Annotated in this window: 19 protein-coding genes and 1 pseudogene; 9 read left to right on the forward strand and 11 right to left on the reverse strand. The window is 71.9% G+C overall.

What is annotated here, in order from left to right; all coding sequences use genetic code 11:
- Nucleotides 1-245 precede the first annotated feature (245 nt).
- The 5 genes and pseudogenes from thrB to secA form a co-directional block, all read right to left on the reverse strand.
- The gene (thrB, locus tag HGK34_RS06010; RefSeq protein WP_201845746.1) at nucleotides 246-1220 is read right to left on the reverse strand and encodes a homoserine kinase; all 975 of its coding nucleotides are present in this window, start codon (nucleotides 1218-1220) and stop codon (nucleotides 246-248) included.
- 82 nt (nucleotides 1221-1302) lie between these two features.
- Nucleotides 1303-2403 carry a threonine synthase gene (thrC, locus tag HGK34_RS06015; protein WP_201845676.1) on the reverse strand — a complete coding sequence of 367 codons (1101 nt, stop codon included), beginning with the start codon at nucleotides 2401-2403 and terminating at the stop codon, nucleotides 1303-1305.
- 2 nt (nucleotides 2404-2405) lie between these two features.
- Nucleotides 2406-3689 (reverse strand): homoserine dehydrogenase, encoded by a 1284-nt coding sequence (locus HGK34_RS06020; RefSeq protein WP_201845677.1) that lies wholly within the window; start codon nucleotides 3687-3689, stop codon nucleotides 2406-2408.
- Between the two features lie 16 nt (nucleotides 3690-3705).
- Nucleotides 3706-4155, reverse strand: coding sequence for an SEC-C metal-binding domain-containing protein (locus HGK34_RS23820; protein ID WP_443677251.1), 450 nt, complete (start codon nucleotides 4153-4155; stop codon nucleotides 3706-3708).
- A 56-nt stretch (nucleotides 4156-4211) separates the two neighbouring features.
- Nucleotides 4212-6708, reverse strand: a pseudogene (gene secA, locus HGK34_RS06025) (preprotein translocase subunit SecA); the annotation flags it as partial.
- A 277-nt stretch (nucleotides 6709-6985) separates the two neighbouring features.
- Between secA and HGK34_RS06030 the strand changes: the two are divergent.
- The 6 genes from HGK34_RS06030 to HGK34_RS06055 all read left to right on the forward strand — a co-directional run bounded on the left by HGK34_RS06030 (nucleotide 6986) and on the right by HGK34_RS06055 (nucleotide 14761).
- Nucleotides 6986-8689, forward strand: coding sequence for a cation:proton antiporter domain-containing protein (locus tag HGK34_RS06030; RefSeq protein WP_201845679.1), 1704 nt, complete (start codon nucleotides 6986-6988; stop codon nucleotides 8687-8689).
- Nucleotides 8690-8809: 120 nt separating this feature from the next.
- Entirely contained in the window at nucleotides 8810-9568 is a 759-nt protein-coding gene (locus HGK34_RS06035; RefSeq protein WP_201845680.1) for a ComF family protein, read from the forward strand.
- 208 nt (nucleotides 9569-9776) lie between these two features.
- Nucleotides 9777-10439 (forward strand): ribosome hibernation-promoting factor, HPF/YfiA family, encoded by a 663-nt coding sequence (gene hpf, locus HGK34_RS06040; protein ID WP_201845681.1) that lies wholly within the window; start codon nucleotides 9777-9779, stop codon nucleotides 10437-10439.
- A gap of 151 nt (nucleotides 10440-10590) precedes the next feature.
- Nucleotides 10591-11274, forward strand: coding sequence for an MtrAB system response regulator MtrA (gene mtrA / locus HGK34_RS06045; protein WP_201845682.1), 684 nt, complete (start codon nucleotides 10591-10593; stop codon nucleotides 11272-11274).
- Nucleotides 11271-13001 carry an MtrAB system histidine kinase MtrB gene (mtrB, locus tag HGK34_RS06050; RefSeq protein WP_201845683.1) on the forward strand — a complete coding sequence of 577 codons (1731 nt, stop codon included), beginning with the start codon at nucleotides 11271-11273 and terminating at the stop codon, nucleotides 12999-13001. The genes mtrA and mtrB overlap by 4 nt, the downstream gene beginning before the upstream one ends.
- Complete coding sequence (locus tag HGK34_RS06055; protein WP_201845684.1) at nucleotides 13001-14761, forward strand: LpqB family beta-propeller domain-containing protein; 1761 nt, start codon at nucleotides 13001-13003, stop codon at nucleotides 14759-14761. Before mtrB ends, HGK34_RS06055 begins: the two co-directional genes overlap by 1 nt.
- A 208-nt stretch (nucleotides 14762-14969) precedes the next feature.
- Here the strand turns inward: HGK34_RS06055 and HGK34_RS06060 are convergent, their stop codons facing one another.
- From HGK34_RS06060 to HGK34_RS06085, 6 genes are all read right to left on the reverse strand, one after another.
- Nucleotides 14970-16301 (reverse strand): DUF58 domain-containing protein, encoded by a 1332-nt coding sequence (locus HGK34_RS06060; RefSeq protein ID WP_201845685.1) that lies wholly within the window; start codon nucleotides 16299-16301, stop codon nucleotides 14970-14972.
- Nucleotides 16302-16311: 10 nt separating this feature from the next.
- Nucleotides 16312-17364: an AAA family ATPase gene (locus tag HGK34_RS06065; RefSeq protein WP_307815815.1), complete on the reverse strand. Its 1053-nt coding sequence runs from the start codon at nucleotides 17362-17364 to the stop codon at nucleotides 16312-16314.
- Nucleotides 17361-18635 carry a DUF4350 domain-containing protein gene (locus tag HGK34_RS06070; protein WP_244666475.1) on the reverse strand — a complete coding sequence of 425 codons (1275 nt, stop codon included), beginning with the start codon at nucleotides 18633-18635 and terminating at the stop codon, nucleotides 17361-17363. Before HGK34_RS06070 ends, HGK34_RS06065 begins: the two co-directional genes overlap by 4 nt.
- A 5-nt stretch (nucleotides 18636-18640) precedes the next feature.
- Entirely contained in the window at nucleotides 18641-19390 is a 750-nt protein-coding gene (locus HGK34_RS06075; RefSeq protein WP_244666464.1) for a DUF4129 domain-containing protein, read from the reverse strand.
- An 8-nt stretch (nucleotides 19391-19398) separates the two neighbouring features.
- Nucleotides 19399-20583, reverse strand: a complete 1185-nt coding sequence (locus HGK34_RS06080; RefSeq protein ID WP_201845688.1) for a hypothetical protein — start codon at nucleotides 20581-20583, stop codon at nucleotides 19399-19401.
- Nucleotides 20584-20749: 166 nt separating this feature from the next.
- Nucleotides 20750-21586, reverse strand: a complete 837-nt coding sequence (locus HGK34_RS06085; RefSeq protein ID WP_201845689.1) for an RDD family protein — start codon at nucleotides 21584-21586, stop codon at nucleotides 20750-20752.
- A gap of 87 nt (nucleotides 21587-21673) precedes the next feature.
- Between HGK34_RS06085 and HGK34_RS06090 the strand changes: the two genes are divergently transcribed.
- From HGK34_RS06090 to HGK34_RS06100, 3 genes are all read left to right on the forward strand, one after another.
- Nucleotides 21674-22663, forward strand: coding sequence for a stage II sporulation protein M (locus HGK34_RS06090; RefSeq protein WP_201845690.1), 990 nt, complete (start codon nucleotides 21674-21676; stop codon nucleotides 22661-22663).
- A 77-nt stretch (nucleotides 22664-22740) separates the two neighbouring features.
- On the forward strand, nucleotides 22741-24654 hold the full coding sequence (locus HGK34_RS06095; RefSeq protein ID WP_307815816.1) for a gamma-glutamyltransferase family protein: 1914 nt from the start codon (nucleotides 22741-22743) through the stop codon (nucleotides 24652-24654).
- A gap of 226 nt (nucleotides 24655-24880) precedes the next feature.
- Nucleotides 24881-26395 (forward strand): S8 family peptidase, encoded by a 1515-nt coding sequence (locus HGK34_RS06100; RefSeq protein WP_307815817.1) that lies wholly within the window; start codon nucleotides 24881-24883, stop codon nucleotides 26393-26395.
- Nucleotides 26396-26463: the final 68 nt, after the last annotated feature.

The following is a 26463-nucleotide window of genomic DNA, read 5'->3' on the forward strand; positions in this document are numbered from 1 at the left end:
GGCGGTGCACCCAGATGAGAACGGGCGCTGAAAACCTCGCATCAGTGGTACGACGTCGGCTGACGGGGGCAGTTGTCGGCCTGAGATGCGGCGGCTGAACGAACTCGCGCACACGAACACAGTGTGGGCGGTGGTGGTTCGGCCTTGCTCACGGGTTCGCGGCGTGATGACTCACATGATGCCGCTTTCAATCCCGAAAGGCTCACTGCATCCTACCACCTCGTCAAGGCTTGGTATCCGGAAACTCAGGCCCTTTTTTCCCGAGTCGCCGGCACGGACGATAACGCATCCGAGTGACCCGAAAGTCTCCTCGCCCTCGCACCCGCGGTGTCGATTCCCGGGTGCAGTACGCGCCATCCCGCCGACTCGTCGACGACCGAGGAGATCACGGCATCCCGCCGCGCCGCGTCCTGGCGGTCGGAGAGGACGAGCACCGAGGGTCCCGCACCCGAGATCGTCGCCGCCAGTCCTTCCGCGCGCAGCGAACGCAGGAGCTCGCTCGAGGCCCCCAGCACCTCTCCCCGGTACGACTGGTGCAGCCGGTCCTCGGTCGCCTCCAGCAGGAGCTCCGGCCGGCGGGCCAGAGCCTCGACGAGCAGCGCCGCCCGGCCGACGGTGAACGCCGCGTCGGCATGGTCGACCTTCGCCGGCAGCGCGGCGCGGGCGCGCGAGGTCTCCAGGCGCGCCTCCGGCACGATCACGGTCGCCTCGATCGCGGGGTCCACCTCCAGGTCGACGGCGCGCGGCCCCTCGTGTCCGGTCCATGCCACCGTGGCCCCACCGGCGATGGCCGGGGCGGCGTTGTCGGGGTGCCCCTCGAACTCGGTGGCGAGCCGGAGCACGGTCGCGGCGTCGACGGCGCGCGGGTCCGCCAGAAGGGCACGCGCCGCCACGATGCCGGCGACCACCGCGGCCGACGACGACCCCATGCCACGCCCGTGCGGGATCACGTTGCGGCACGTCATGTGGATCCCGGTGGGCGTGGCACCCGCGAGGTCCAGCGTCCGGCGCAGGGCACGCACCACGAGGTGGTCCTCGCCGAGCGGGACCTCGCCCGCACCCTCTCCCTCGACGTCGACGATCACCTCGTCGGCCGCGACGAGGCGCACCTCGACCTCGTCATGGACCGCGAGCGCGAGCCCCAGCGCGTCGTACCCCGGCCCGAGGTTGGCGCTCGTCGCGGGCACCCGGACCACCACGTGGTCGGCACCGAGCTGCATCTGGTCTGCCTTCTGGATCATTCAGGTCCGTCGGTCGAGGGGGCGGCGCTCGCCCGGAGCGGGGCGCCCGGTGAACATGTCCTCAGTCGAGACCGAGCGCCGCGGCGATGGTGACGACGTCCGCGCCCACCTTCGTGGGCGCGACCTCGCCGCCGTCGGGCGTGCGCAGGGCCCAGCCCGGGTCCTTGAGCCCGTGTCCCGTCACGGTGATCACGATCCGTGCACCAGCCGGCACGAGCCCGCGCGCGGCACGGGACAGCACACCCGCCACACCGGCGGCGGAGGCCGGCTCCACGAACACGCCGACCTCGGCGGACAGGATCCGGTGCGCGGCGAGGATCTCGTCGTCGGACACCGCCTCGATCACGCCGCCGGACGTGTCCCGGGCATCGATCGCCTGCTGCCACGAGGCCGGGTTTCCGATGCGGATCGCGGTGGCCACCGTCTCCGGCTGGTCCACCGGGTGGCCCTTGACGATCGGCGCGGCGCCGGCCGCCTGATACCCCCACATCGCCGGGGTGCGCGACGCCCCCACGGGCCCCGCGGAGGGATCGGCGTACTCGGTGTAACCCTTCCAGTAGGCCGTGATGTTCCCCGCGTTCCCCACCGGCAGGACGTGGATGTCCGGCGCGTCCCCGAGCGCGTCGACCACCTCGAACGCCGCCGTCTTCTGCCCCTCGATACGGTCCGGGTTGACGGAGTTCACGAGCTCGACCGGGTAGGCCTCGGCCAGCTTCCGCGCCGCCACCAGGCAGTCGTCGAAGTTCCCGTCCACCTGCAGCAACTGGGCACCGTGCGCGATGGCCTGGCTCAGCTTCCCCATGGCGATCTTGCCGTCCGGCACGAGCACCGCGCACGTCATCCCGGCCCGCGTGGCGTACGCGGCGGCCGACGCCGAGGTGTTGCCCGTGGAGGCGCACACCACGGCCTTCGCGCCCCGGGCGGCCGCGGCGGAGATCGCCGTCGTCATCCCCCGGTCCTTGAACGAGCCGGTCGGGTTCATGCCCTCGAACTTGACGTACACCTCGGCGCCCACGCGGTCACCGATCGCCGGGGCGGGGATCAGCGGCGTGCCGCCCTCGCCGAGCGTCACGACATGGCTCGTGAGGTGCTCGGGGAGCCGGTCGGCGTACTCGTGGATCACACCGCGCCACTGGTGGGCGGTGGGGGCAGCGACGGTCATCTTCATCCCTCGACTCGCAGGACCGACATGATCCGGCGGACGGACTCGAGTCCGTCCACCGCGGCGACCGTGGCCGCCAGTGAAGCCTCTCGCGCGGCGTGCGTCGTGAGGACGAGCGTGGCGCTGCCGCTGGTGGCAGCGGTCTGGCTGACGGTCTCGATCGAGACACCGTGGTCACCGAGCACGCCCGCGACCTCGGCGAGCCCGCCGGGACGGTCGGCGACCTCGAGACGCACCTGGTAGCGGGTGACCGCCGCATCCTGCGGCAGCACCGGCAGGGCCGCGTACGTCGACTCCTGCGGGCCCTTGCCGCCGAGCACCCGGTGCCGTCCCGCGGAGACGATGTCGCCCAGCACGGCCGACGACGTCGGACGACCGCCGGCTCCCTGGCCGTAGAACATCAACGGGCCGGCAGCGTCGGCCTCGACGAACACCGCGTTGAACGCTCCGCGGACGTTCGCCAGCGGGTGGTCCTTCGGCACGAGCGCCGGGTGTACGCGCGCGGAGACGCCTTCGGACGTCCGCTCGGCGATCGCCAGCAGCTTCACGCAGTAGCCGGTCCGATCGGCCCACTCCACGTCCTCCGCCGTGACACCGGAGATGCCCTCGCACGCGACGTCCTTCATCCGGACCCGGGTGTGGAAGGCGAGACTGGCGAGGATCGCGGCCTTGGCCGCGGCGTCGTACCCCTCGACGTCGGCGGTCGGGTCCGCCTCGGCGTACCCCAGCTCCTGTGCCTGCTTCACGGCGACATCGAGCTCGAGGCCGTGGCTCGACATCTGGTCGAGGACGTAGTTGGTGGTGCCGTTGACGATACCGAGCACACGCGTGATGTCGTCGCCCGCGAGGGACTCGCGCAGGGGCCGCACGATCGGGATCGCGCCGGCGACGGCCGCCTCGCCGTGGATGTCCACACCGGCCGCGTCGGCCGCCTGGTAGAGCGACGGACCGTCGTCGGCCAGGAGTGCCTTGTTCGCCGTGACGACGGCGGCCCCACCCTCGATGGCACGCAGCAGCAGGGTTCGCGCCGGCTCCAGGCCGCCCATCAGCTCGACCACGACGTCGGCCTCGTCGACCAGGGTCTCGGCGTCCTCGGTGAACAGCTCACGCGGGATCGCGATGTCGCGCGGCGCGTCGGCGTTGCGCACCGCGATACCGGCGATCTCCAGCGGTGCGCCGACACGTGCGGAGAGGTCCTCCTGGTCGTACAGGAGCGTCTTGGCGACCTGGGTGCCGACGACTCCGCAACCGAGCAGGGCGACGCGCAACGGTCGAGGTTCGGTCATCGGTACTCGTGTCTCCTCACATGTCGTTGAGGCCGTGGCAGGCCTTGTACTTCTTCCCCGAACCGCAGGGGCACTGCGCGTTGCGCGGCGTTCCCGGGAAGGTCCGGGTGTCAGCGGGACCTGCGGCCGCCTGTTCGGTGGAGCCGGCGGACGCACGGCGACCGCGACGAGTGGCCGGTCCCTGGACGAAGGCGGAACCGCTGCCGTCGTCGCTGGGCGCACTGTACGTCAACGGCGTGCGACGAGGCCCTTCGAGTCCACGAGCCTGGAGCACGGGCATCGGCTGGGTCTCCGTGGGCTCCGGCTGGCCGGTGCCCAGGCGGCCACCGCGCGGCGGCACCTTCTCGTCGCGGCCCACCGGGGCCATCACGCCGGTCATGCCGGTGGCACCGGGCACTCCCGCCGCGTCCGTGGCGCCCGGTCCCGAGGGTGCGGGCTGCGGGGCGGCCGCCGCGCCCTCGGCCATGGCACCGGCGACGGCGCCCGCGACCGCACGGCCCTGCTGCCCGTCGTCGGCCTGCTGCACCGTCACCTCGAGGTTGAACAGGAAGCCGACGGACTGCTCCCGGATGGCGTCCTTCATCGCCTCGAACAGCTGGAAGCCCTCGCGCTGGTACTCCACCAGGGGGTCGCGCTGCGCCATCGCGCGCAGGCCGATGCCCTCCTTGAGGTAGTCCATCTCGTACAGGTGCTCACGCCAGTTGCGGTCGGTCACCGACAGGACCACCCGGCGCTCGAGCTCACGCATCGCGGCCGAACCGAGCTCCTCCTCGCGGGCCCCATAGGCGACACGCGCGTCCGAGAGGACCTCCTCGAGCAGCAGCTCGCGGCTCACGCTGCCGACGCCGCCCGCCTCGGCGACCACGTCGTCGACGGTGATCGACACCGGGTAGACGTTGCGCAGCGCCGTCCACAGCCCGTCGAGGTCCCACTCCTCGGGTGCGCCCTCGGCGGTCGCCGCCGTGACGTACTCCGTGATGATGTCCGTGACGAAGTGCTGCACCTGCTCGTGCAGGTCCTCACCGTCCAGCACCTTGCGACGCTCGGCGTAGATGATGTCGCGCTGGCGGGACAGGACGTCGTCGTACTTCAGGACGTTCTTGCGGATCTCGAAGTTGCGCGACTCCACCTGCGCCTGCGCGGACTGGATGCCGCGCGTGACCATCTTCGACTCCAGCGGCATGTCGTCGGGGAAGCCCGCGCGATGCATCATCGTCTCGGCCAGGCCCGAGTTGAACAGGCGCATCAGGTCGTCCTGCATCGACAGGTAGAACCGCGACTCACCCGGGTCGCCCTGACGACCGGAGCGGCCGCGCAGCTGGTTGTCGATGCGCCGTGACTCGTGGCGCTCCGTGCCCAGCACGTAGAGCCCGCCGATCCGCGTCACCTCGTCGTGCTCGGCGGCGACCGCCTGCTGCGCCTGCTCCAGCGCCTGCGGCCACGCCGCCTCGTACTCCTCCGGGGTCTCCGACGGGTCCAGGCCCTTCTCGGCGAGCGCGGCGACGGCGATGTGCTCCGCGTTGCCCCCGAGCATGATGTCGGTACCGCGGCCGGCCATGTTCGTCGCGACGGTCACGGCACCCTTGCGGCCCGCCATCGCGATGATCGAGGCCTCGCGCTCGTGCTCCTTCGCGTTCAGGACGTTGTGCGGCACGCCCGCCTTCTTCAGCAGCCCGGACAGCAGCTCGGACTTCTCCACGCTGGTGGTGCCGACGAGTACCGGCTGGCCGGCGGCGTGGCGCTCGACGATGTCGTCCACCACGGCGGTGAACTTGCCCTCCTCGCTCTTGTACACGAGGTCGGAGGCGTCGATGCGCTGCGGCGGCTTGTTCGTGGGGATCGGCACGACGCCGATCTCGTAGGTGCCCTGGAACTCGGCGGCCTCGGTCTCGGCCGTACCCGTCATGCCCGAGAGCTTGCTGTAGCGGCGGAAGTAGTTCTGCAGCGTGATCGTGGCGAGCGTCTGGTTCTCGGCCTTGATCTCGACGCCTTCCTTGGCCTCGATCGCCTGGTGCATGCCCTCGTTGTAGCGGCGGCCCGCGAGAATACGCCCGGTGTGCTCGTCGACGATCATGACCTCGCCGTTCAGCACGACGTAGTCCTTGTCGCGCTTGAACAGCTCCTTGGCCTTGATCGCGTTGTTGAGGAAGCCGATCAGCGGGGTGTTCAGCGACTCGTAGAGGTTGTCGATGCCGAGGTAGTCCTCGATCTTCGCGATGCCCGGCTCCAGCACGCCGACCGTGCGCTTCTTCTCGTCCACCTCGTAGTCCTGGGTGGGTGCCAGGCGGCGTACCACCTTGGCGAACTCGACGTACCAGCGGTTCGCGTCGCCCGACCCGGGGCCGGAGATGATCAGCGGCGTGCGTGCCTCGTCGATCAGGATCGAGTCCACCTCGTCGACGACGGCGAAGTGGTGGCCACGCTGCACCAGGTCGCCGGGCGACCAGGCCATGTTGTCCCGCAGGAAGTCGAAGCCGAACTCGTTGTTGGTGCCGTAGGTGATGTCGGCCGCGTACTGCTCGCGGCGCTCGGCCGGGGCCTGGCCCGAGACGATGATGCCGGTCGACATCCCCAGGAAGCGGAACACGCGGCCCATCAGCTCGCCCTGGTACCTGGCGAGGTAGTCGTTCGTGGTGACCACGTGGACGCCCTTGCCGTCCAGCGCGTTGAAGTACGCCGCGGTCGTGGCCACCAGCGTCTTGCCCTCACCCGTGCGCATCTCGGCGATGTTGCCCAGGTCGAGCGCGGCGCCCCCCATGATCTGCACGTCGAAGTGCCGCTGGCCGAGCGTGCGGCGCGCCGCCTCGCGCACGGCGGCGAACGCCTCGGCGCGGATCTCCTCGCGCGGCGCCCCGGCGGCGAGCCGCTCCTTGAACCGCTCGGTCTCCTCACGGAGCTCGGCGTCGCTCAGCTCCTCGAAACTGGGCTCGAGCCGGTTCACCTGCTCCGCGATGGAGTGCAGCTTCTTGAGCGTCCGGCCCTCGCCGAAGCGCAGGACCTTCTCGAGAATCGAGGGCACGCGGGTTCTCCCGGATCGGTCGGTGTGATACTGCCCACCAGTGGGCACGCTTGCGTGGACATGCGTGCCCATCGTAGGCCGTAAGGCTGAATGTTCGAACACAACGGTGTCAGCCCCGAGGACGCCGCGCCGCCGGGTTCGCTCTCGGGAGAACTGCCTGTGAGCCCCGTCCCGGCAGGGGCCGCCCGGGACCACGCCGGACCGCCGCCGCCCTCACCCTGCGCGTCCGCAACACCACGGACGACCGTACGAAACGTTTCTTGCATACCATCACCTCATGGTGACCGCGGCGACATTCCTGCTCGTCACGACGGCTCTGGGTCTGGGCGCACACCTCTTCCGCCTCCCTCCGCTCGTGGGGTTCCTGGTCGCGGGTTTCGTGCTGCACGCGGCGGGCTTCGCCGAACCCACCTACCTGGAGACCGTGGCGGAGCTCGGCGTCACACTGCTCCTGTTCGGCATCGGCCTCAAGCTGGACCTGCGCTCCCTGCTGCGCAAGGAGGTCTGGCTCACCACCGTCGCCCACCTGGTCATCAGCGTCGCCATCGCCGTCGGGTTCCTCGGCATGTTCGGAGCCGTGGGGCTGTCGCTCCTCGCGGACAAGGACCTGGGGACCCTCGCGCTCATCGGCCTCGCGCTCTCGTTCTCCTCGACGGTCTTCGTCGTCAAGGTGCTCGACGGCCGTTCCGACCAGCGCGCGCTGTACGGACGCATCGCGATCGGCGTGCTGATCATGCAGGATCTCATCGCCGTCGTCTTCGTCTCGGTCACCGCCGACGAACCGCCGAGCCCGTGGGCGCTCGCCCTCGTCCTCCTGGTCCCCGGCGCGTGGCTGCTCCGCAAGGCCTGGTCGCACGTGGGCCACGGCGAGCTGCAGGCGCTGTTCGGCATCGCCGTCGCGCTCGGCCCCGGGTACGCCCTGTTCGACCTCGCGGGTCTCAAGGGCGATCTCGGCGCCCTCGTCATGGGTGTCCTCCTGGCCGGGCACACCAACAGCACCGAGCTCAGCCGCAACCTGTTCACCCTCAAGGAACTGCTGCTCGTCGGCTTCTTCGTGTCCATCGGATTCGCCGGCGAGCCCAGCGGCTCGACGATCGCCGTCGGCCTCCTCGTGCTGCTCATGCTGCCGTTGCAGGGGATCGCCACCGCACTCCTGCTGCGCCTCATGCACCTGCGCAAGCGCACGGCGATCCTGACCGGCCTCGTGCTGACCAACTACTCCGAGTTCGGACTCATCGTCGTTGCCGTCGGCGCGGAGGCGGGTCTCCTCGCCGAGGACTGGGTGGTCGTCCTGGCGGTGGCGGTCGCCGTGAGCTTCGTGGTCGCCTCGGCCCTGAACACCCGCGGGAACGAGATCGCCATCGCGCTCGCCAGCAGGTTCCCCTCCAAGCCGAACGAGTGGCTGCACCGCGAGGAACGCCTCATCGACGTGTCCGGCGCCGAGGCGCTCGTTCTCGGCATGGGCCGTATCGGCCGCGGGGCGTTCCGCCAGCTCACCGAGGACTACGGCATGAGCGTCATCGGGGTCGAGCACGACCCCGAACGCGTCGCCGCGCTCCGGGAGGACGGCTACACCGTGGTCCAGGCCGACGCGACCGACATCGAGTTCTGGGCGCGCGTACGCAGCGCCGGCAACATCCGGCTGGCAATCCTCGCCATGCCTTTCCACCAGGCCAACCTCATCGCACTCGGGCAGCTGCGCGCGGGCGAGTTCAACGGCACCGTCGCGGCCGTGGCCCGGTACGACGACGATGCCGCCGAGCTGCGACGGCACGGCGCCGACGCGGTGTTCCACCTGTACGGCACGGCCGGGCTGGCACTCGCGGACCATGCCGCAGAGGCCGCGCTCGGCTACGACGTGGCCGAGGAGCGCCGCGACGCCCAGACCCGGACACGCCGGGGCCCGGACGACACCGCCGGCGAGGACTCGGGGAGCGAGGATCCGCGGCACGAGGCCGAGCGGCGCGCGCCAGGTCAGTAGGCCCGTCAGCAGGCCCGTCTTCCAGGGGCGCGACGGGTGCGGGCACGGGTGGGCCGCCTCGGGCGGACGCCCGCCTGTGGACAGCCGGTGCGCGGATGCGATCCGGGGCAGGCTGGCCGCATGCCTCCGTCGCACACGTTCCCTCGGCCCGCCGCCGCGCCGCCGCGCGCGGCCCTGCGCCCGTTCGTCGACCTGTCCCGGCTGCTGCTGCCGGTCGCCTGCCCGTGCGGCGAGCGGGACGTGCGATGGTGCGCGGCGTGCGCCCGCCGCTTCGACGGGCCACCCGTGCGGGTGGAGCACGGCGCGGGCCGGCTCGACCGGGTCGACGGTGCGCCACCCCTGCCGGTGTGGGCGCTGACGGAGTACTCGGGGCCGGTCCGGGACGTCGTCGTCCACTGGAAGGACCGCGGGCGGGCAGACCTGGACCGCCTGCTCGCGGGAGCTCTTCTGGAGGCCGCCCGGCACCTCGCCCCGCTGCTGCGCGCTCCGGTCGCGGTGGTCCCGGTTCCCTCGACGAGGCAGGCGCGGCGCCGGCGCGGGCGCGACCCCGTCCGCGAGCTCGCCACCTCTGTCGTCCGTGGGCTGCGCGACGGCGGCACACCCGCTCGCCGCTCGGGCGTGCTGCGCCGCCGCGCCACGCGTGACCAGGTCGGGCTCGGCTCCCGGGCTCGCGGCCAGAACCTCTCCTCGGCGGTGCGATCCACCCGGCGCCTGGACGGCTGCGCCTGCGTCGTGGTCGACGACGTCGTCACCTCCGGGGCGACTCTCGCTGCGAGCGAACACGCCCTCGAGGCGGCCGGGGCTGACGTGCTCGGGGCAATTGTGCTGGCAGCGACGCCACCACCGGATACGCGCCGCGGACGGGGCCCCGCGTACTGACGAACAGTCAGAACATGCTGTGTTTTTTACCTGCCGTTGGGGCTGTCGCAAACTCGCGGTGCGGGGTTAGCCTGAGTTTCCCCGAGGGGCGCAGCGGCCCTTCGAAACCGCGACGGGGGTGATCCATCCCGGCACCGCACGAGGTGCCCCATTTCAGACGGAACCCCGGGCGCACACGGCGCCCTCGACCCGAAGCGGAGACAGCAACATGGAGATCGTCGTCGTCGGCAGGCACACGGTGGTGGCGGACAGGTTCCGCAAGCAGGTGGAGGACAAGCTCTCCAAGGTCGAGCTCCTCTCCCCCACGGCCCGGCGGGTGGACGTGGAGGTCACGCGAGAGAACAACCCGCGGATGGCAGAGCAGCGCGAGCGAGTGGAACTCACGGTCCGGGCGAAGGGGCCCGTGATCCGGGCCGAGGCCGCGGCGGACGACCGGTTCGGCGCGCTCGACCTCGCCATCGACAAGCTCAACGAACGACTGCGCCGCGCACGCGACCGGCGCAAGCACCACCGGAACCACCGGCCGAACGCGGGCGCCACCACGACCCGCCCGATCGACGACGACGTGCTCACGCCTGACAACCGGACGGAGCCGCAGGTCGAGGCTCCCGCCGCCCTGGCAGAGCCCGGCGACTCCGTGGAGACCACGATGGGCGACTCGCCCGTGGTGATCCGCCAAAAGCTGCACAGCGCCGAGCCGATGACCCTCGACGACGCCGTCTACGAGATGGAGATGGTGGGTCACGACTTCTACCTCTTCATCGACAAGGAGACCGCACGCCCGTCCGTGCTCTACAAGCGCAAGGGATGGTCGTTCGGCGTGGTCCAGCTCGACGACGCGTGCATCGGAGAGGCGGTCGCCGCCCGGTAGCCCCGCTGCGCTGCACCGGGGCGAATGAGCGGATGCGGCGGCGGAGCCGGAACCTCCGCCGCCGCATCCGTGCCCTGCCAGGGCGGAGCCGCCCCGCCTCGCCGCGCCGATTCACCCGCTGCACACCGATGGACCTGGCACACTGGACGACATGAAATCCCGCGTCCTTGTCGTCGACGACGACACTGCCCTGGCAGAGATGATCGGCATCGTGCTTCGGGGCGAGGGGATCGAACCGATCTTCTGCACGGACGGGGACGACGCCATGTCGATGGCCCGCATGCACCAGCCGGACCTGATCCTGCTGGACGTCATGCTGCCCGGCAAGGACGGCGTCCAGGTCTGCCGCGAGGTCCGTGCCGAGTCCGGCGTCCCGATCATCATGCTCACCGCCAAGTCCGACACGGTCGACGTCGTGCTGGGCCTGGAGTCAGGAGCCGACGACTACATCTCGAAGCCGTTCAAGCCCAAGGAGCTCATCGCCCGGGTGAAGGCGCGGCTGCGCCGCACCGAGGACCCTGGCCCCGAGCGGCTCCAGGTGGGCGACATCGACATCGACGTCACGGGACACACCGTGACCCGGGACGGGGAGAAGATCGCCCTGACGCCCCTGGAGTTCGACCTGCTCGTGGAGCTCGCCCGCAAGCCGTGGCAGGTCTTCACCCGCGAGGTGCTCCTGGAGCGCGTGTGGGGCTACCGGCACAGCGCGGACACCCGGCTGGTGAACGTCCACGTCCAGCGCCTGCGCTCGAAGATCGAGCGTGACCCGGAGAACCCGGAGATCGTCCTGACCGTACGCGGCGTCGGCTACAAGGCGGGCACCCCGCAGCAATGACCAGGGTCACGTCCTGGCCGCGTCGGGCGATCGTCCGCGCGCGCATCACCATGGCCCGCCTGGTGCGACGGGTGGTCCACGCGTTCCGCGCCTCCCTGCGGTTGCGCATCATGGCATCGGCGCTGGCCATCGGTGTCGTGGCTGTCGCCGCGCTCGGGCTGTACCTGTCCACGTCGGTCCGGGACGGCATGGTGGAGCGCCGGCTGGAGTCGATCGAGAACGAGACCGCCGCGCTGACCACGGATGCGAACGAGCAGTTCCGCAGCTCGGCGGTCACGGACGAGCAGCAGGCGCAGCAGCTCATGGGTCTGGTGGCCCAGCGGATCCTGACCAGCGCCTCGAACGTCGAGGCCGTGTTCGTGGTCCACCCCCTGGGAACACAGCCGCAGGTCAGCGACGTGATCATCCCGGTGAGCATGGGCGCTCAGCAGGACGCTCTGCTCACCGAGGACCTGCGCCGCGAGAACGCGAGGCTGCGCGAGCAGCGCGCCGGCGCCAACGAACAGGTCGTGCAGTTCGCCGAGGTCCAGGACCCCGGACAGCCGAACCGGACGGGACCCGGCATCGTGGTCGGTACGTCGCTGCAGGTACCCAAGTTCGGCACCTACGAGATCTACTACGTGTACTCCCTGCAGCCGGAGCAGGAGACCCTGTCGTTCGTGTACCGGGTGCTCGGTATCGGGGCTGCGTTCGTCCTCCTGCTCATCGGCCTGATCACGGCTCTCGTCAGCCGCCAGACGGTGGCGCCGGTGACACGAGCCGCGGCCGTGGCGGAGCGGCTGTCGGACGGCCATCTGGACGAACGACTCCCCGGGGTCACCGGCATCGACGAGATGGCGACGTTGTCCCGGTCGTTCAACGCGATGGCCGACAGCCTGCAGCAGCAGATCCAGCAGATGGAGGAGCTGTCGACCGCGCAGCGGCAGTTCGTGTCCGACGTGTCGCACGAGCTGCGCACGCCGCTCACGACGATCCGCATGGCGGGCGACGTGATCCACGCGGCCCGGGAACAGCTCGACGCGGACGCGAGCCGGTCGGCCGAGCTCCTGACCGACCAGATCGAACGCTTCGAAGGGCTCCTCTCGGACCTGCTGGAGATCAGCCGGTTCGATGCCGGCGCGGCGGTGCTCGATGCCGAGCAGCGCGATCTCGGTGACGTCGTCAGATCGGTGGTGCAGATGGCCCTCCCGCTCGCCGAGAACAAGCAGGCGCCGGTGTCCGTGCGGCTGCCCGACGGGGACACCGTCGCCGACATCGATCCGCGACGCATCGAACGCATCGTGCGCAACCTCGTGGTGAACGCGATCGAGCACTCGGAGGGCCGCCCGGTGGAGGTGACCGTCGGGCAGGATGCCAGCGCGGTCGCCGTCGTCGTGCGCGACTACGGGGTCGGGATGACCAAACCCCAGGTGGAACACGTCTTCAACCGCTTCTGGCGGGCGGACCCCGCTCGCGCGCGCACCACGGGCGGGAGCGGGCTCGGGCTCGCCATCGCGCACGAGGACGCGCGTCTGCACGCCGGCCGGCTCGAGGCGTGGGGCAGGCCCGGCCGGGGCGCGAGCTTCCGGCTCACCCTGCCCCGCCGCGCAGGCATCCGGCTCGACTCGTCCCCGGTCCCGCTGGTGCCCGAGTCGCACGAGCCCGAGGTTGCCACGGGTCAGATCCCCGTCGTGCATCCGCCCGCAGGGGCGTCCCCCACCGCCATCCCCGACCTGGAGGTCCGCTGATGCGCGCCCCCCGCCTCGTCGCCGGCCTGGCAGCGGCGCTCACGCTGCTGGTCACGCTGTCCGGCTGCGCCTCGGTGCCCTCGTCGGGGCCGGTCATGCACCGGCAGGCGGACGAGGGTAGCGACGACTCCTTCTTCTTCGTCCCGCCGGCTCCCCAGGACGACGCCGACCCCGCCGCCCTTGTCCAGTCCTTCCTGCTCGCCGGCGGATCCGGCTCCACCGGGAAGACGTACGAGCAGTACGACACGGCCGAGCTCTACCTGACCGGCGACATGCAGGAGTCCTGGGTTCCGACGGGCAACGTGGTGCTCTACTCCGGTGCACCCGACATCACCGTCCAGCCGGGCACCGGCGGTGCCGCGGAGACCGCCGAGGTGTCCGTCTCGGTAGAGGCGGTTGCCCGCGTCGACGCGCACGGGATGTACACCGAGGCCGAGAGCCCGGCTCCGTTCACCACGAGTTTCACCCTGCGACGGAACTCCGACCAGCAGTGGCGCATCTCGGAACTGGACGACGGCGTCTTCGTGCCGGAGCGCCAGTTCGCGAACCAGTTCCGGGCGACACGCCTGTACTTCCCCACCCGCGACCTCAAGGCCTGGGTGCCCGATCAGCGCTGGTTCCCGCGCAGCGCGTGGCGCACGAGCGCGGTCGCCGAGGTCCTGTACGGCCCGCCCGCATGGCTGCAGAGTGCCGTCGCCACGGCCGCGCCGGAGGGCACGCAGCTCGCCGTCCCGACCGTCACCGACGACAGCGAGGGCATCGTCGAGGTACGGCTGGGTGACGACATGGCCGAGCTGGACGAGCCGCAGCTCGGCCTGCTGTTCGCGCAGCTCGGCGTGACCCTGACCGACGGCGAGGTGCAACCCGAGATCGCCCTGTACGCCGGAGAAGCCAAACTGACCAGGCCGGCGATCGCAGAGCCGGCGATGCCTGTCACACGGGGGGCGCCCGTCGCGGTGTCGGGCAACGAGCTCTACACGGTGTCCGACGACAAGCTGCTGGACTTCGAGCAGGCGGTCCACCTGGAGGGCCTGGACCCGACCGCGATCGCCGTCGGCCGGGGCTCCGCACCTGTCGTCGTGCGCGACGGGGAGACCCGACTCGTCCGTGTCACCGACGTCGACGGCAGCGACGACCAGCCCGAGCTTCTGACGGGAGCGCGGCTGGTGGCACCGTCACTGGACCGGTACGGCTTCGTCTGGTCGAGCGACGACCCCGGACGGACGGACTTCGACCCCGCGAACGATGACGGGGAACTGCTCGTGGTGGACCAGTCGGGCACGAAGCACGTCCGGCGACCGGACTGGCTCGGCGGCCGGCAGGTGATCGGCGTGCGGGTCGCCCCGGACGGCGCGCGGGTGGCGGTGGTGAGCCAGCGGGCGAACAGCACGTCGGTGCACGTCGCCGCCATCGTGAGAGGTGAGAACGGCGAACCCGAGAAGCTCACGAAGCCGCTGGAGGTCGCGGCCTCCGTCTCCGGCGTGGTCTCAGCCCAGTGGTCCGGTCAGACGGCGCTTCTCCTGCTGACCCAGGACGACGACACGACCGCGATTTTCGAGACCGGCGTGGGCGGTCTGCCGGACGACAGCGGCGGCACGGAGACGGTCCAGGAACTGGCCGACGTGAAGATCCTGACCTCAGGCGTGACCGACTCCGGCGCGCTGGCCCTCACGCACCACGGGGACCTCTACCAGGAGCACACCACCGGCTGGGGCGACCCGATCGCCGAAGGCATCCTCGCGGTCGGCTACCCGGGCTGACCGTCGGGCCGGGCATCGTGCCGTGCCGGGCATCGTGCCGGGCTGACCGGTCACGGGTACCGGGCCCGGTCGGACAGATACTCGCCTGCCGGGCGCTGGTAGCCCCCGAGCCGGGGGAGACGCCCGGCCCGGGGAGCCGGCCCCACGTCCTGCCGATCCTCTGCGGTCTCAGAACCTGCCGGGCGGTCTCAGAACCTGCCGGGCGGTCTCAGAGCCTGCCCGCGGCCTTCAGCGCGAGGTAGGTGTCGGCCAGGCGGGGGGCGAGATCGTCGGGAAGGGCATCGATGACCTCGGCGCCGTAACGACGCAGCATGGTGGTCGCCGCCCCGCGTTCCAGGTTGCCTCGTGCCGCCGCGGCGGCGTCGTACACCTCCCAGGACGACTCACGACCGGCGGCCATCCGGGCGACCTCCTCGTCGGCGACGGACGCCACCACGACCTGGTGCTCGCGTGTGAGCTGGTCGACGACGCCGAGCAGTCCGTTCTCGACGGCGGCCGGGTCGAGCGTGGTGAGCAGCACGACCAGCGCGCGCTGCGACATGCGCTCGCGCACCTGCCCGACCACGCCCGGCCAGTCGGTCTCCAGCAGCACCGGCGCGACCACGCTCAGCGACTCGGCCATGGCCGGCATGAGCCGCGGACCGGCGGCACCCTGCACCCGCGCCCGGACGGCACGGTCGTAGGCGACCAGTTCGACGCGGTCACCCGCCCGGCTCGCCAGGGCGGACAGGAGCAGCGCCGCCTCGATGCTGGCGTCCAGGCGCGGGGCGCCGATCTGGCTGCCCACCGCGCCGACCCGGGCGGCCGAGGTGCGTCCGGTGTCCAGCACGATGAGGACGCGACGGTCACGTTCCGGCCGCCAGGTGCGGACCACGACGTCGCCCCGGCGGGCGGTGGCACGCCAGTCGATCGAGCGGACGTCGTCACCGACCACGTACTCGCGCAACGAGTCGAACTCGGTGCCTTCGCCGCGTACCTGCACCGCCGCCCGCCCGTCGAGCTCGCGGAGGCGGGCCATGCGGGAGGGCAGGTGCTTGCGGCTGGCGAACTCGGGCAGCACCCGGAGCCGGCCCGGCACCGGGAGCGTGTGCTGCCGTCCCGCGATGCCGAGCGGACCGATCGTGCGGACCGTGACGCCGCCGGCCGGCCGGTCGCCGCGCCGGACCGGCCGCAGCGTGGTGGTGAGGCGGACGGCCTCGAGGTCGGGCAGGTCGACGGCATGCCGTCCCGGCCCGCCTCCGACCGAGGCCTCGCCCGCACCCGCCGACGGCGGCCACGCGTCCCGTACGACGCCCCGCAGCCGCCGCTCGGACACGTTCCGGACCACCAACCGCGAGGCCGTCCGCTCACCCAGCCGGACGGACGACGGAACATACCGCTGGACCTCGACACGGCGAGCCGAGGCCGCCAGCGCGACGTCCGCCGCGCACACGACGACCACGAGCAACGCCCAGGCGACCACGGTCCCTCCGGTAGGCCAGAGCAGCACCGGGATCACACCCGCTGCCATGAGGACGGCGGCTCGCCAGGTCAGGACCATGCGTCCTGCCTCAGCGGGGTACCGGCACGGAGGCCAGCACCGTGTCGAGCACGCCCTCGGCGGTCACGCCCTCGAGCTCGGCCTCGGCCCGCAGCTGGATCCGGTGCCGCAGCGTCGGGTGGGCGAGCGCCTTGACGTCGTCGGGCGTCACGAACGAACGGCCGGAAAGCCAGGCCCACGCGCGCGAGGTGCGCAGGAGTGCCGTGGCCCCGCGCGGCGAGACCCCGAGGGAGAGGGACGGCGAGTGCCGCGTGGCACGGCACACGTCCACGGCGTAGCCGAGGACCTCCCGCGACACCTGAACCTGGCTCACCTCGGCCCGGGCACGGGCGAGCACGTCGGCGTCAGCCACCGCCTGAAGCCCCGCTCCCCGCAGGTCGCGGGGGTCGAAACCGGCCGCGTGCCGGGCCAGCACCTCGACCTCCTCCTCGCGCTCGGGCAGCGGCAGCACCAGCTTGAGCAGGAACCGGTCGAGCTGGGCCTCCGGCAGCGGGTAGGTGCCCTCGTACTCGACGGGGTTCTGCGTGGCGATGACCACGAACGGGTCCGGCAGCATGCGCGGTACGCCGTCCACCGAGACCTGCCGTTCCTCCATCGCCTCGAGCAGCGAGGCCTGGGTCTTGGGCGGCGTGCGGTTGATCTCGTCGGCGAGCATCAGGTTGGTGAACACCGGGCCCTCGCGGAAGGAGAACTGCGCGGTGTTGGCGTCGTAGACGAGCGAACCCGTCACATCGCCGGGCATGAGATCCGGGGTGAACTGCACACGCTTGGTGTCCAGGGACAGCGAGGCGGCGAGAGATCGCACGAGCAGGGTCTTCGCGACGCCCGGAACGCCTTCCAGCAGCACATGCCCCTGGCAGAGCAGGGCGATGAGCAGGCTCGTCACCGCCGAGTCCTGACCCACGACCGACTTGCCCACCTCGGTCCGCACCCCCGCCAGGGCGGATCGCAGGCTCTGCGACGGCGTGGGCGGCTGCGGGGCGGCGGCCTGCGGCGCGTCGGGCCGCGGGGCGGGCTCCGGGCCGGGGCCTGACTCGGGCCGGGTGTACACGGGTTCGGTCACGATCGGTGGACCTCGCTCTCCAGGTTGTCGAGACTCCGGGCGAGCTCGGTGAGTTCGCCGTCGTCGGCGGGCGGGGGCCCGTACAGCAGGTGCGCCACCTGTTCGGTGGATCGATGGGTGGCGGCTGCCACCGCGTCGGTGACGGCCGTGGCGTCGGCCGATCGGGCCAGACCCAGCCGCTGTGCCATGCGGTGCGCCGCGGAGGCACGGAGCCCCGCCGCAGCGTGGCCCCGCGCACGTACCGCACGGTACAGGCGGGCACGGCCTCGCATCGTCTCGGCCGACCTGACCAGCACCGGCAGCGGCTCGGTCACCAGCGGACCCAGGCGACGCCCGCGCCAGATCGCGACCGCCAGCCCGGTGAGCGCGAGCACCCAGACGACGGGGATCGCACCCTGGGGCAGCACGCTCCCGGCGCTCGCCTCGGGAGGCAGCGGGCGGCCCGCGCCGTCGTCCTCGCCGCCCGAGCCGCCAGGCGGTCCGTCGAGCATCGTGGTGTCGAAGATGTCGGGCACCAGCCAGGTGAGGTCGTCGTGAGCGCCGAGCATCCACAACGCGAGTGCGGCGTTGCCGCCGGCCAGCACGCTGTCGTTGCGGATGAGGGAAGGATCGTAGATCACGTGCACCCACCGGTCATCGGACCGGACCCGCACGTAGGCGAACCCGTCCGCGCCGGCAGCGGGCCAGCAGGTGTCGCCCGAGCCGTCGGTGACGGTCAGACCGGCCTCGAGGCGGACGTCCTGCGCGGCCCGCGCGCCGGGCACGGCGCATGCGGGCCCACCGCCGGCGACGGGTCCCGCGTACCACTCCTCGACGCGGCCGTCCGTGAAGGAGTCGAGGAGCTGGGGATCCGGTGCGAGCAGCACCACGTCGGCCCCGACCGCCGTCAGGGCCTCGATCTGCCCTGGCTCGAAGTAGGCCGGATGCGGTGTGATGACCAGCGTCTCGCCTGCGGAGGCACCGTCGAAGGCCGCGCGGACGGTGTGCACCTCGTGCACCGTGACCCCGTGGTCCCCGAGCACCTGCGCGAGGGCACGGCCCCCGTCGTCGTCGGCATTGGCGGTCGAGAAGGGAACGTTCGAGCCGACGGGCCGGGTGAAGGCGAGAACGAAGACGAACAGGCCGATCGCGGCCACGACGAGCGCGACCCATCCTGCCGTCTTCCACGGGAACCCGCGCCGGGCGGGACCCCCGACAACCACCGGCGGGCCCTCCTCCGGGCCGCCGCCTGCCCGAGGACCGGCCGCGCCCGGTGACGTGGTGCCGTACATGATCGTCACGACGTGCTCCCTGGTCCCGGGCGGGCATGGTCGTCCGAGGTGGACCGGGCCCCGCCGATACCCGCAGAAGCGGCCCCGGCCGTCTCGGCGGGCACCGGCGGAAGGTTCCCTCCCTCAGCGGCCGGCGCCGGGGCCGTACGTTCGACCCGTGCGGCGGTGACCGCGTCGTCGAGGTCACGCAGCGCGGCGTCGTCGGCCGCCGAGGCGATCTGCCCGCCGTACTCGACCCGGTCGAAGAGCCCGGCGGTGACGTGCAGCCGAGCGGCGAGCTCCGGCAGCCGGGCGCCGATGTCCACTGCGGCCTCCTGGGCGGTGCGCCCCGGCCGGAAGTCGATGACGACGCGTTCCTCGCAGGACCGGACCACGGCGCGGTACCGCTCCGCCACGGCGGCCGACCAGTCACCGGCATGGGCGGCCGCATCGGCCGCAGCGCGCATCCGCGCCGCCGTGCGTGTGTCGTCCCGCTCCACGACGACCGCCGAGCCCGCGGCCCTGCGCTCGCGACGGACCGGACCGGCCACGAACCAGGCGACGGCGAGCACCACGACGACGAGCACCAGGATCGCGACGGCGAACTGGGTGGAGGGCAATCCGGTGTCCGGGACGCGCAGGCCACGGAGCCACTCCGTCACCGCGCCGATGAGGCGCTGGAGCAGGCTCTCGCGGTCGGCGTACTCCGCACGCTGGAGCTCGGTCCACAGCCAGTCGCGCGCTTCCTCGCGGCCGGGCTCGACCGGAGGTTCCATCCAGAGGCTCATCGGTCCGCCGCGGCCGCCACGAGCTGCACGTCCAGACCCTCACGCCGCATCCGTGTGTCGATGTAGAGCAGCGCGACGACGGCGCCCATGAAGATGGTCTCCAGCAGCGCGACGACGAGCGTCGTCAGCGCGACGCCGATCTGCACGACGACCGGGCTGGCGAGCACCGAGGCGAAACTGAAGCCGTACGACAGGGGCGCACCGATGATCTGCCCGAGAACCCAGACGAGGATGGCCGAGAGCAGGTAGATGCCGAGCATGCGCCAGAAGACTCCACGGGTCAGCTTCCAGCCCCGAACCACCGTGCTCCAGAACCCCTGGCGTTCGAGCACCATTGCCGGCGCCATGAGCAGCGTTCGCACGACGAGCCAGGCGACGAAGGCGAGATAGCCGAGGAGCGCCAGGAAGATGCCGAGCACACCGAGACCGTCGTCGAGCGCGAACATCCCGGCGACCAGGGCGACCATGAGCACCGCGAACAGGAACACGGCGACGCCCTGCAGGAGGCCCAGGGCGATGAGGAACCACCAGCGTGGCCCGACGCGACGCCAGGTCTCACCCATGGAGACCTTCTTGTCGATGACCGACTCGCTGACGGACAGCGCGACACCACCCATGCCCAGGGGGGTCGCCAGCCCCAGAGTGACCGACGTGCCGATCGCCACCCCGTAGAGCCCGGGGACCAGGCCGCTCACCTGGTTGAAGGCGGCGAGGTCGGCGGGGTCGGCGGCACCGGTCGCCACCGCGTCCTCGAACTGGCTCCACAGGTCCGCGAAGATCGTGGTGAGAGGGAGGCTGAGCACGGCACCCACGGCGGCGGCGACGGCCAGCACGATCGTGGTGAACCCGAGGACCACACCCGGGTTGTGGCGTACGGCCTGGAAGGCTCCGTCATAGATCTCACCCAGCGAGAGGGGACGAAGCGGGATGATGCCCGGCTTGTCGGCCATCGGCGGCAGGCCTCCGGGCTGTTCCCATCCCTGGCGTCCGTACTGCGCCTGACCGTACTGGTGCTGCCCGTACTGGGGCGCCGACTGCGGTGACGCGGCTCCGGGGGCGCCCGCGGCCTGCTGACCCGGGCCGTGTCCCGGCGCGTACTGGCCGTAGCGCGGCGGCTCGCCCCACCCGTTCTGGGGGGCAGGCGTACCCGAACCGCCGTCAGGGCTGGCTGGCGTCGTCACAGGCTGGTCTCCCGGGGTGATCGTGGGGTGTGGGCGCACCACGACATGTCGGTTGGTGCCGTCGCCACCCTAGCGCGACACGGTGACAGGGCGGGCAGAAACGCGCGCTGCCGCGGGGGCGACGCCCCGGTTCACCCACCCCGCGCCCCGCGGCGCCCCGGTGTCCTCAGTCGCGCAGGTCCGGCACCGCGTACGGGAGACGATGCAGCAGGCTCGCATGTTCCTGGGCACGCGACTGCCGCAGTTGCGCCGCGTCCTCCTCCCGCAGCCGCCGTTCGGCGAGCACGGCGTGGAGGAACGCCTCGGGGTGCGTCCCGGCGGGCGGTCCCGGCGCGACATATGGCTCGACACGGCCGGCCAGATCGTCCGCGAGACGGAGCCGTGACTGCGGCGCCAGCTTGTGCGCCCGTCCGAGGAACTGGCGGGCGGCGAGCGCCAGCCCGTCGGGCAGCCGGCGCATGTCGGTGCCGTCCGCCCACGCCGCCAGCTCGTGCGGCATGACGACCGGAGCCGACGGCGGATGCCCTCCTCGCACCCGCACCACGTAGGTTCCCGCGCCCAGGTCCCCGAGGCGCTTCCCGCGGCGGTTGATCAGCGAGGTGATGGCGGCGAGGAACCCGAACGTGAGCCAGAGTTCGAAGACGCCCACCAGTGCCCGGACGAACGCGTGGCGGAAGCGTATGGGTCCGCCGTCGTCCCTGACGACGCGGATCCCCACGGCGAGCTTGCCGAGCGAACGTCCGCGGGTCAGTGTCTCGACGGTGGTGGGCACGCCCACCATGATCATGATCGTGACCAGTACGTTCGTGATCATGAGCGTGTCGAACCCCGACTCGCCCCGCTGGAGCTGCTCGGTCAGCCACGGGACGGCCAGCGTGAGCAGCAGCACGAGGGCGACGGTGAGCACGACCAGGTCGAGCAGCACCGCGAGCGCCCTGGAGAGGAACCCGGCGGGGCGCGCGTCGAGGAGCACTCCTTCGCCGATGACGATGCCGTCGTGCACGTGATCTCCTTGCTGGGCTGTGCCGGGGGCCGTGGGTGCCAGGACAAAATCTAGGGGATGTGCCGGGCGTGAGGCAGACTATCGGCCGTGGACATCGATGCCTTCGCCGCCGTGCATTCGAGCCAGTGGAACCGTCTCGCGCAACTGTCGGGGCGGCGGCGGCTGGACGGCGCCGAGGCGGACGAGCTCGTGCGGCTCTACCAGACCGTGGCGACGCACCTGTCCACGGTGCGGTCCGCCGCGCCGGACCCTGCGGTGGTGACGCGGTTGTCCGACCTGCTGGTCCGCGCCCGGACGAAGATCGCCGGCTCGCACGAACCCGCATGGCGCGGGGTCGTGCGGTTCGCGGTGGTCACGGCGCCCGCGGCGCTCTACCGCATCCGCTGGTGGGCGCACGGCGTGACCGCGGCGGCCCTCCTGGTCGCCGTCGTCACCGGCGCGAACGTGGCGAACGACCCGGAGGCGCTGCGGGCCATGGGTCCGCCGTCGGTGCAGGAGCAGTACGTGAACGAGGCGTTCGCGGACTACTACGACCCCGGGGTGGGGTTCGCGGGCAGGGTGTGGACGAACAACTTCTGGATCGCGTGGTGGTGTGTCGCGGGCGGGATCACGGGGATCGTTCCGCTGTACATGCTGTGGCAGAACTTCGTGAGTGTCGGTGCGACGGGCGGGATGATGGCGGCGCACGGCGAGCTCGACACGTTCCTGACGTTGATCGCCCCGCACGGCCTCCTGGAGCTCACGGCGATCTTCGTGGCCGGGGCCGCCGGCCTGCGGTTCTTCTGGTCGTGGATCGACCCCGGCCCCCTCAGGCGGTCGACGTCCGTGGCCCGTGAGGGCCGCGCGCTCATCACGGTGGCCATCGCGCTCGTGGTGGTACTCGGCGTGTCCGGCCTGATCGAGGGGTTCGTCACCGGGTCGTCGATGTTCTGGTGGCTGAAGATCGTCATCGGGGCGATCGCCCTCGCGGCCTTCTGGGCGTACGTGTACGCCCTCGGCGGGCGGGCCGTGCGCGACGGGGAGACGGGTGACCTCTCCGCGGACGAGGCGGGGGCCTATGCGGTGACCGCGGGCTGACCCCGCGTCGCAGCGGCGGCCGTCCCGGTGGTGTCCCGGTGCCGGCCCGTGTCGGCCTGGCGGGCTACGGTGTCGCCGTGTCCTTCGTCCCACCGCCCGCACACACCACACGACCTGACCTGACCGGTACCTTCGGCATGGCCGCGTCCACGCACTGGATCGCCACCGCCACCGCGCAGTCCGTCCTGGAGCGGGGTGGCAACGCGTTCGACGCCGCCTGTGCCGGCGCCTTCGTGCTGCACGTCGTCGAGCCGCACCTGAACGGTCCCGGCGGGGACATGACCGCCGTCCTCGCCTCCGCCGCCGAGCCCGGCAGGCCCGTCGTGCTCGCCGGCCAGGGCCCGGCACCGAGCGGGGCCACGATCGAGCACTACCGTCGCGAGGATCTGGAGCTCGTTCCCGGCTCCGGGGCGCTCGCCGCCGCCGTCCCCGGCGCCGTCGACGCCTGGCTGCTGCTCCTGCGGGACCGGGGCACCTGGGCCGTGCGCGATGTCCTGAACCAGGCGATCGGTTACGCACGCGACGGGCACCCGGTGCTGGACCGGGTGGCACGGACCATCTCGGCCGTGCAGGACCTGTTCCGCGAGCACTGGCCCACCTCCGCCGAGCGCTGGATGCCGGGAGGAAGGCCACCCGTTCCCGGGGAGCTGGTCACCAATCCCGCCTACGCGGCGGTGCTGGAGTCCCTGGCCGCGGCGGCCGAGGCCGCCGGGTCACGCGAGGCCGGCGCGGACGCCGCCCGCACCCGGTGGCGCGAACTCACCGGACCCGCGATCGAGGCGTTCGTCCGCACCCCGCACCGCCACTCCGACGGCGCCGACCACGCCGGAGTCATGACGGCCGACGACGTCGCCGGGTTCACCGCCACCTTCGAGGAACCCGCCATGGCCCGGTTCCGCGACGTGACCGTCGCCAAGACCGGCGCCTGGGGACAGGGACCCGCGCTGCTCCAGACGCTGACGATCCTCGACGGGTACGACGACGCCCTGCTGGACCCGGGCACCGCCCACGGGGTGCACACCGTCGCGGAGGCGCAGAAACTCGCTCTGGCGGATCGGGACACCTGGTACGGGGACGGCCTCCCGGCCGGACCGGAGACCCCGGCGGGGACGGACGGAACCGCCGGCGCCCGAGACGGGGACCGCCCCACGTCGGCGCGCCCGGTCCCGCTGGACCACCTGCTGTCGCCCGCATACGCGGCGTCGCGGCGGAAACTCATCGGGGAGACGGCGAGCCACGAGATCCGGCCGGGCGACGTCCCCGGGCGGGTCCGGCCGCCCGTGCCCCCACTGCACACCGACCACGCGAGCACCGCCCCGGCCGGGTCGCTGCCCGGTGCGCCCGGAGGCGGCGCGGCGGCCGGGACCGGCGAGCCCACCGTCCCGGACCCGCCGGCCACCACGCGGGGCGACACCTGCCACATCGACGTCGTCGACCGTTGGGGAAACATCATCAGCGCGACGCCGTCGGGCGGCTGGCTCCAGTCCTCGCCCACCATCCCCGACCTCGGCTTCTGCCTCGGCACGCGGCTGCAGATGACCTGGCTGGACCCGGCATCGCCGTCGGCCCTCACCCCCGGGCTCCGGCCCCGCACCACCCTCACCCCGACACTCGTCCTGCGCGACGGCGAACCCGTGCTCGCCTGCGGCTCCCCCGGCGGCGACCAGCAGGACCAGTGGCAGCTGCTGTTCCTCCTGCGAGTACTCGTCGGCGGCTACACGCCGCAGGAGGCGATCGACGCCCCGGCCTGGCACACCACCTCGTTCCCCGGATCCTTCTGGCCACGCACGTGGACCCCCGGCGGGCTGGTGGTGGAGGACCGGCTCGGGGACGCCGTGATCACCGAGCTCGCCACGCGCGGGCACCGGATCACACGAGCCGGCGACTGGGCACTGGGCCGCCTGTCGGCTGTCACCCGCGACCCCTCCACGGGACTCCTGGGCGCGGCCGCCAACTCACGCGGCGCCCAGGGGTACGCGGCGGGCCGCTGACGTCGGCCGGCCCCAGGGAGACGTCACGCCGCGGGCCCCGCGACCCCGAACCGGAAAGCCCGGACGGGCAACCGTCGAATTCCGACTCTTCTCGCGAAAGCGGATCCGCCCGGGTATGTTTCCAGCGGGTGACTTTATTGTCGAACACTTTCCCGAATGTCGGGTGAACCCGTAAGTTGCCCTTTGGCCCCGGACCACGGGGCTGCGCCAATTTCAGGGAGCACTCATGCGTATGCGATACCCCCGCCCCGCGCGCGCCCTCGCGGTCGCCGCGGCGGCGGCGCTCGCGGCCGCGTCGTTCGGCATCTCAGCGAGCGCCGCAACAATCGACGAGCCCACCTCGACGCCCGTCCCGATCGTCACGCCCGACGGCGAGACGTTCTCGTACGTCGTCAACGCCAGGCACGCGAACCCGGGGTTCACCCGCCTGGTGGAGCGAGCGGTCCGGGCGGCCGGTGGCGTCGTCGTCCAGTCCTGGCCTCAGATCGGCGTGGTCGTGGCGCATTCGACGAACGGCTCGTTCCGGGACGACGTCGTCTCGGGCCACGGCCGCTGGGCGATCGACTCGGTCGGCGCGACGCGCACCGCCTCGCCGGTCGAGGGCACGCCCGCAGCGGTCGTCGGGACGGATGCCCTGCGCGCGCCGTCGCTGCGGGCGAGCACGGACGCGGGCGCGGCGACGGCGGACGCCGCTGCGGACGAGGAGTTCACCGCGATGGTCACCGAGGACCCTCGTGAGGCCGAGCAGTGGGACATGTCGATGATCCAGGCCGATGCGGCGCACGAGATCACCGACGGCTCGCCCGATGTGGTGGTCGGCATCCTGGACAGCGGCATCGAGGCGGATCACCCGGACCTGGTGGGCCAGGTGTCCGAGGACCTGTCGGTGAACTGCACCGACGCGGGACGCCCGGACACCTCGGCCGAGGGCTGGTGGCCGACGACGTCGTCCCACGGGACGCACGTGGCCGGCACCGTGGCCGCGGCGCGCAACGGCACAGGGATCGTGGGCGTGGCGCCCGGGGTGACGCTGGCATCGGTCAAGGTCGTCAATGACCAGGGCTACATCTTCCCCGAGTACGCGATCTGCGGGTTCATGTGGGCCGGCCTCAAGGGCATGGACGTGACGAACAACAGCTACTACATCGACCCGTTCATGTACTGGTGCTCGGACCAGCCGGACCAGTACGCCGCGAAGGAGGCGGTGCGGCGCGCGGTGGACTTCTCCACGCACCGGGGCGTGGTGCACGCCGCGGCGGCCGGCAACGCGGCCACGGACCTGGCGACGAACACGAGCGACAGCACCAGCCCGAACGACTCCGAGGCGATCGACCGCGTCATCAACTCGGGCTGTGAGGACATCCCGACCGAGCTCGACGGCGTGGTGACCGTGTCCGCGCTCGACTCCGAGGCGAACCTGTCGTACTTCTCCAACCGTGGCCTCGGCGAGATCGACGTGGCAGCGCCCGGATCGCGGATCCTGTCCACGGTGACGGGTCACGGGTACGCGTTGTACAGCGGAACGTCGATGGCCTCCCCGCACGTGGCGGGCGTCCTGGCGCTCATGAAGTCGGCGCACCCGGACTGGTCGCCGCAGCTCATGGAGCAGGAGATCCGTCTCCAGGCCGAGGACCACGAGTGCGGTCCGGTCGATCGCGGCCCGGAGTGCGTGGGTTCCCTCGAGGTGAACTCCTTCTACGGTGACGGCATCGCGGACGCCCTGGAGGCGGTCGGCCGCTGACGCGCCGGACGGACGACGAGCACGGCCGTGGTTGCCTGGAGGCAACCACGGCCGTGCTCGTCGGAGCA

The sequence above is a fragment of the Myceligenerans indicum genome (assembly GCF_016742955.1).
Lineage (GTDB): Bacteria > Actinomycetota > Actinomycetes > Actinomycetales > Cellulomonadaceae > Myceligenerans > Myceligenerans indicum.